General features: G+C 68.8%; 4 protein-coding genes. 2 read left to right on the top strand and 2 right to left on the bottom strand.

The genetic code is table 11. The features are described from left to right. Nucleotides 1-472: 472 nt before the first annotated feature. Nucleotides 473-1,216 carry a peroxide stress protein YaaA gene (yaaA, locus tag ON38_RS17015; protein WP_039825812.1) on the bottom strand — a complete coding sequence of 248 codons (744 nt, stop codon included), beginning with the start codon at nucleotides 1,214-1,216 and terminating at the stop codon, nucleotides 473-475. A gap of 146 nt (nucleotides 1,217-1,362) precedes the next feature. Between yaaA and ON38_RS17010 the strand changes: the two genes are divergently transcribed. Then, nucleotides 1,363-3,120, top strand: a complete 1,758-nt coding sequence (locus ON38_RS17010) for a proline--tRNA ligase (protein WP_039825813.1) — start codon at nucleotides 1,363-1,365, stop codon at nucleotides 3,118-3,120. Between the two features lie 176 nt (nucleotides 3,121-3,296). Here the strand turns inward: ON38_RS17010 and ON38_RS17005 are convergent, their stop codons facing one another. Further along, nucleotides 3,297-4,490 carry an IS110 family RNA-guided transposase gene (locus ON38_RS17005; RefSeq protein ID WP_039825811.1) on the bottom strand — a complete coding sequence of 398 codons (1,194 nt, stop codon included), beginning with the start codon at nucleotides 4,488-4,490 and terminating at the stop codon, nucleotides 3,297-3,299. A gap of 232 nt (nucleotides 4,491-4,722) precedes the next feature. Here ON38_RS17005 and ON38_RS17000 point away from each other — a divergent pair, with 232 nt between their 5' ends. After that, a complete protein-coding gene (locus ON38_RS17000) occupies nucleotides 4,723-5,625 on the top strand; it encodes an IS5 family transposase (RefSeq protein ID WP_039825810.1) in 903 nt (300 codons plus the stop codon). Nucleotides 5,626-5,720 lie beyond the last annotated feature (95 nt).

Raw genomic sequence — 5,720 nt, 5'->3', positions numbered from 1 at the left:
AGTCCCCGGCGGACAGGTTGTCGGTATCGGCTGACGTGTTCGGCACAAGGCTCGAGCCTACGGCCCGGTGCGGCGCACACCGCAGCCGCCCGGCGGGGGTCGAGGGCGCCGGGCAGCGGCGGGTGAGCACGGCGGCGGCGCGCTGGGAACGGAGACGACCGGGGGCCGGCGGTCCCGCGGCCGTTGACGGCCCGCTACCGCGGGGTGCGCGAACGGATCAGCGGGACAGCCGTCGCCGCTGCGCCGGAACGCGAACGTCCGTCCGCCGTGTGCGGCTGCGGTCCGGCCGTCGGCCAGCGCCTGCCGGCGTGATCGGGGCACCTCGAGACCGTGCGGCCCGATCGTCGCGCGGGACCGTCGCCTGGTTGTGCAGCGGCGGACCATGGTGGATCGCGGTGCGTCCGGTTCTCCCGGCGCGAACCACCGGCCCCGGCGAGGGGTGCGGGCTGCGCTCACCTCGGCCGCGCCGGAATCAGGTGAGGACGATCAACTCGGTATCGGAGGCGATCTCGGTACGCAGTCCGCCTTTGGTGGCGACCCGGGCGACCGCGCGGATATCGCCGGGCTCGGCGCGGGTGAGCACCAGCGCGCGCGCCAGCAGGCCCTTGTGATGCTTGTTGAAGTGACTGACCACCGTGCGCGATCCGTCCGCGTGCTCGGTGAGCACCGTCGCGGTGACCGCGCCCGGTACCCGGCCGAGCTGCTGGTAGGTGCCCGAACGCAGGTCCACGACGAGTTCCTCGCCGGCCGCCTCGCGCAGCGCCGGGCCCAGATGATCGCGCCAGACCGCGGCCAGGGTCGGACGGCCCGGCAGTTTCGAGCCGCCCGACAGCCGGTAGGCGGGGATGGGGTCCCCGGCGCGGACCGCGCCGAAAAGGGCCGAGCCGATCGCGATCCGGGCGAGGGCCTTCGCCCGCTGGGCCCGGGTGAAGGTACTCGCGCCCAGCGCGTCGTACAGGACGCCGGTATAGCGTTCCAGCGCCGACCGGGTGGGGGAGGTGCGCACTGTGGCGTTGCGGGCCAGCTCCGACTCGGAGTTCTTACCGAGCCCGAGGGCGGCCCGGGCGGCGTCCGGGTCACCGGCCAGCGCGACCAGATCGCCCACCAGTTGCGCGCGAATCCCGGTGAGCGAGCCGAAGGCCAGCGCGGACAGATCCAGCGGGCCGCCGGAACCGCCGTCGGATTTGGTCTCGGAAGGGGGGAGCAGCACCAGCACGACCGGTTACGGTACCGGTCGCCGCCCCGCGGGCCCGCCGGCCCCGGCGCGGCGGATCCGGGGTGTGCGCCCGTACCGGGCCCACGGCGCCCACCACCGGTAATCGAATGTGGCCGGTGGACGCACAGGGGCTACGCTGGGCAACCGTGATCACCCGCCTCTCCCGACTGTTCCTCCGTACGTTGCGCGACGACCCCGCCGACGCCGAGGTGCCCAGCCACAAGCTGCTGGTGCGCGCCGGCTATGTGCGCCGGATCGCGCCGGGTGTGTACTCGTGGCTGCCGCTGGGCCTGCGGGTGCTGCACAAGGTGGAGGAGGTGGTGCGCGAGGAGATGAACGCCATCGGCGCGCAGGAGATCTCGCTACCGGCGTTGCTGCCGCGCGACCCCTACGAGGCCACCAACCGCTGGACCGAATACGGCGACGCCCTGTTCCGGTTGCAGGACCGCAAGGGCGCGGACTATCTGCTCGGCCCCACCCATGAGGAACTGTTCACCCTCACCGTGAAGGGTGAGTACAACTCCTACAAGGATCTGCCGGTCACCCTGTACCAGATCCAGGCCAAGTACCGCGACGAGGAACGGCCCCGGGCCGGTATCCTGCGCGGTCGCGAATTCATCATGAAGGACTCCTACTCCTTCGACCTGGACGAGGACGGTCTGAAGGCCAGCTACAACGCTCATCGCGAGGCCTATCAGCGCATCTTCGACCGGCTCGGGGTCAAGTACGTGATCGTCGCCGCGACCTCCGGCGCCATGGGCGGCAGTGCCTCCGAGGAGTTCCTGGCCGACAGTCCGGTCGGCGAGGACACCTACGTGGTGTGCCGGGAGTCCGGGTACGCCGCGAATGTGGAGGCCGTGGTGACCGCGGCGCCCGATCCGCTGCCCATCGAAGGGCAGCCCGAGGCGCAGATCCACGACACCCCCGATACCCCCACCATCGCGACCCTGGTGGACTGGGCGAACGGCGCCGGGATCGCCGAACGCTACGGTCGCCCGGTCACCGCCGCGGACACGCTGAAGAACGTCATGGTGAAGCTGCGGTATCCCGACGGCAAGACCGAGATCGTCGGTATCGGCGTGCCCGGCGATCGTGAGGTCGACGACAAGCGTCTCGGTGCGTCGGTCGAGCCGGCCGAGGTGGAACTGCTCACCGATGCCGATTTCGCCGCGAATCCGTTCCTGGTGAAGGGCTATATCGGACCGAAGGGTCTGCAGGCCAACGGTATCCGCTACCTGGTCGACCCGCGGGTGGTCGCCGGAACCTCATGGATCACCGGCGCCGACGCGCCCGGCAAGCATGTCGTCGGTCTGGTGGCCGGCCGGGATTTCACCCCGGACGGCACCATCGAGGCCGCGCAGGTGCGCGACGGGGATATGTCGCCCGACGGTCGCGGGCCCCTGGTCTCGGCGCGCGGTATCGAGATCGGCCACATCTTCCAGCTCGGTTACAAGTACACCGACGCCTTCGAGGTCGATGTCCTGGGCGAGAACGGCAAACCGGTGCGCCTGGTCATGGGGTCCTACGGGATCGGCGTCTCGCGCATGGTGGCCGTCATCGCCGAGCAGCAGCACGACGACAAGGGACTGCGCTGGCCCGCCGAGGTCGCGCCGTACGACGTACACGTGGTGATCGCCAACAAGGACGAGGCCGCCCGGGCGGGTGCCGAAGAGGTGGTGGCGGCGTTGCACGCCCAGGGCCTCGACGTGCTCTTCGACGATCGCACCGCCTCACCCGGGGTGAAGTTCAAGGACGCCGAGCTGCTCGGTATGCCCTACGTGCTGGTGATCGGCCGGGGCTGGGCCGAGGGCAAGGTGGAGCTGCGCGACCGGTTCACCGGGGAGGCGCAGGACGTGCCCGCCGAATCCGCGGTCGAGGCGGTGCTCGCCCGGGTCCGCGGCTAGGGCGTGTATCGAAGTAGCTGATGGGGTGGCACCGCGAAGCGGTGCCACCCCATCAGCGGTTTCGTGAAAGACACTGTCCGCGTTGGCGAATAGGCGAGGTCTCCGGTAAGTGGGTTGAACGACCAAGCACAACCGGAACCAAACCGGAGACTTCCCAATGGAGTTGTCAAGCCGGATCAGGCCGCTGCTGTGCCGGGTGGGGCCGGTTGGTAGAGCCGGTGGTCGCGGATGAGCGCCCATACGACATTGACGCGTCGTCGGGCGAGTGCGAGGACGGCCTGGTTGTGGCGCTTTCCTTCGGCTCGCTTTCGGTCGTAGAACCGTCTCGATTCCGGACAACAGGTGATACTGACCATGGCCGACATGTAGAAAACACGGTTGAGGCCGCGGTGGTAGCGGCGGGGCCTGTGCAGATTGCCGCGGATCCGGCCGGAATCCCAGGGCGCCGGCGCGAGACCAGCGAACGCGGCCAGGCGGTCCGGGGTCGCGAAGGAAGCCAGGTCACCGCCGGTGACGGCAAGAAACTCCGCGCCGAGCAAGCTTCCGAACCCTGGCAGGCTGGTGATCACCTCGGCGAGTTCGTGCTGGCGGAATCGGGTCTCGATGAGTGTGTCGGTCTTCTTGATCTGGTCGTTGAGCGCCATGACCTCTCCGGCCAGTTCGGCTATCACGGTGGCGGTGAGTGCCTCACCCGGCAGGCGGATGTGCTGCTGGTGAGCGGCGGCCACAGCCGCTGCCGCGATCTTGTCGGCGTGGCGGGCTTTCCGGGTGCGTAACCAGCATTCGAGCCGGACCAGGCCGATCCGGCGTAATGCGGCGGCGGTTTGGTAGCCGGTCAGCAGCATCAGCTGCCCGGTGCGGGTGAGGTCTTCGAGGGCGCGGTCGAGTGCGGGGAAGATCCCGACCAGCAGAGCGCGCATCCGGTTGATGACGCGGGTGCGGTCGGCAACCAGGTCACTGCGTCGGGCGGTCAGCAGTTTCAATTCCACGGTGACCTCGTCGCCGGGACGCAGCGGGCGCAGGTCACGACGCATCCTCGCTTGATCGGCGATGATCGCGGCGTCCCGTGAGTCGGTCTTGCCTTCTCCTCGATAGCCGCCGGCTGCGCGATTGAGAGTGCGGCCGGGCAGGTAGAGCAACTGCTGGTCGTGGGTGACGAGCAGGCCGATCAGCAACGCCGCACCGCCGTCGGGCACATCCATCGCCCACGTGACCTGGTCTCCAAGGTCGGCGGCATCACCCATCAGACGCAGGAGTTCGGTCTCGTCGTTTGCAATCCGCCGCGACAGCAGTCGCTTGCCTTCGGAGTCGATGACCACGCAATGGTGGTGAGTTCTTCCGACATCGACGCCGGCCCAGATCTGGGCCATGAATACCTCCGGTCGCTCGACACACATATTCGTCCTGCGGACGACCACGCCGGCGTTGTCCTACACAGCGATTCGCTCGCACATCCCAATTGGCGGCCGGGTCGTCGCGGGGAACCGGGCGGCCAAGTCTCCGGAGCCATGAAACGGCGACCTCGTGAAAGCCACACCCGGTTCCCCAGGGCCTTCAGACCTTACGACTGGCCTGCACGACCCGGGAAAAAGGTAGGACCTCGTGACCACAGTAGCGGTGACGGGGCGCGCGGATCTGACCGATGCTCAATGGGCGAGGCTGGAACCGCTGCTGCCCCGCGGCAGAAAACCCGGACGCCCGCCGGTATGGACGAAACGACAGCTCATCGAGGGAATCAGGTGGCGTACCCGCGTCGGCTGCCCGTGGCGTGACATCCCACCCCACTACGGGTCCTGGCCCGCGGTCTACGGATTGTTCCGGCGATGGCAGCAAGCAGGGGTGTGGGCGCTGATCCTGAAAATGCTGCAATGCTTCGCCGAGTCCGCAGGCCGGATCGGGTGGCAGATCAGCGTCGACTCCACGATCATGCGTGCCCATCAGCACGCGGCCGGAGCCCGCCGTGACAGCCACGCCCAGGCCGAGCCACCCGGCGGACCCGGCGAGCATGAGCCCGCCGATCACGCCCTCGGCCGCTCCCGCGGCGGCTGGACAACAAAACTGCATGTGGCCTGCGAGGACAGCTGCCTGGTGATGAGCATGCTGCTCACCGCAGGCCAGGCCGGAGACAGTCCGCAGTTCGCGGCGGTCCTCGCCCGGATCGACATATCCAGACCTGGCAGCCGGGCCCGCCGGCGACCGCATCGAGTACTCGCCGACAAGGCCTACTCCAGTCGCGGCAACCGCAGCTGGCTACGCCGCCGCGGTATCAAAGCCACCATCCCGGTCCCGGCCGATCAAGCCGGCCACCGCCGAGACCGCGGTTCGGCCGGCGGGCGCCCACCGGTGTTCGACCCGGTGATCTACCGCGACCGCAACACCGTCGAACGCGGCATCAACCAGCTCAAACAACATCGTGCGGTCGCGACCCGATTCGACAAACTCGCCGTCCGCTACCAAGCGACCATCCACATCGCAGCGATCAACCAATGGCTCCGCCACAGTTGAACAGTGGGCGGGCTGACGCCCGCCCACTGTTCAACACTTCGATACAAGCCCTAGGTGGCGCACTTGAGCACCACGAGGCCGCCGGCGGTGGGGTT

The organism is Nocardia testacea NBRC 100365 (assembly GCF_000308775.1).
Classification (GTDB): domain Bacteria; phylum Actinomycetota; class Actinomycetes; order Mycobacteriales; family Mycobacteriaceae; genus Nocardia; species Nocardia testacea.
This window is presented reverse-complemented; position numbering and strand designations above follow the sequence as displayed.

Coding starts and splice junctions, on each gene's coding strand:
- ON38_RS17005 (WP_039825811.1), bottom strand. CDS start 4,490: ATGGCCCAGATCTGGGCCGGCGTCGATGTCGGAAGAACTCACCACCAT.